Raw genomic sequence first — 1,136 nt, 5'->3', positions numbered from 1 at the left:
AAATCATCAGTTTATTTAATAATGATCCTGAATTAACTACATTAGCAATAAAAGGAATTAGAATATATTTATTAATGATGCCTGTAGTAGGAATAAATATTGTTGCCACAAGTTACTATCAATCAATTGGTAAAGCTAAAATATCTATGTTTGTAAGTCTTCTAAGGCAAGTAATATTATTAATTCCATTTACAATAATCTTACCTAAGTTTATTGGATTAGATGGTGTTTGGGCAGCAGGCGCTTGTGCTGACTCACTTTCAGTTATTATAACGTTAGTATTACTTAAAAAAGAATTTAAACAACTTGATAAAATGCAGTTAGAAAAAATTGCTTAGTTGTACTATATTTTAACTACTTTATAATTACATTATATACAAAAAGGGAATTCAAATACGAATTCCCTTTTTTAGCTAGTATTAAATATTCTTTTAATACAACCTCTTTATAATATATCTTAATTATTTAAAATTATTTCTTCTTTTTTCTGAAAGATAGAGCACTACCAATAGATAATGATAATAATCCTAACATTGTTAAAGAACCTTCAACACCTGTTTGTGGTAATTTTGTTTGTGATTTTTTATCTTCAGAATTACCTATATTTGAGTTTCCAGTATTAGGCTTAACCTCTACATAATTATTTGAATTATCTTTATCCACAGTTTCTGAATCATTTTCATTTGGTTTATTATTATCACTACTTACATCATCTTTTTTATTATTACTTGAGCCATTGGTAGAATTATTTGAATTTGGTTTATTGTTATCTACATTCGGCTTGTTATCTTCATTTGGTTTATTACTATCATCACCTGGTTTATTATCTGTATTTGGTCTATCTTGTTTACTTCTTATTCTAACAGATACATTAACATCTTTGTAACTATTATCTTCATAAGTTACTCTAACAATAACAGTATGCTCTCCCACAGTAGTTGGAATATCTCCTATTATTTCTTTTCTTATATTAACTGAATTATCACTTATTGCAATATTATCTAAAATAACTGACGCTAAATCAATTTCATCATCGTAGCATTCTAAGTTACCATTAATCACTTCTGCTGGATATATTTCATTTTGTGTTGGTAAAGCTTTAGTTCCTTTATAAATAATAGTTGGAACCATTTCTC

General features: G+C 26.5%; 2 protein-coding genes. One reads left to right on the top strand and one right to left on the bottom strand.

Annotated elements, in window-relative coordinates:
• Positions 1 to 338, top strand: a 338-nt coding sequence (locus Q5O44_RS02900; RefSeq protein ID WP_302637225.1) for an MATE family efflux transporter, incomplete at its 5' end; no start/stop codon positions are given.
• A 133-nt stretch (positions 339 to 471) separates the two neighbouring features.
• On the opposite strand, the gene Q5O44_RS02895 is transcribed toward Q5O44_RS02900, so the two are convergent.
• The coding region (locus Q5O44_RS02895) for an LPXTG cell wall anchor domain-containing protein (protein WP_302637223.1) at positions 472 to 1,136 on the bottom strand (665 nt) is incomplete at its 5' end.

Source organism: Clostridium sp. CAG:221 (genome assembly GCA_000435835.1).
In the GTDB taxonomy this organism is placed as follows: Bacteria; Bacillota; Clostridia; order Clostridiales; family Clostridiaceae; genus Clostridium.
This window is presented reverse-complemented; position numbering and strand designations above follow the sequence as displayed.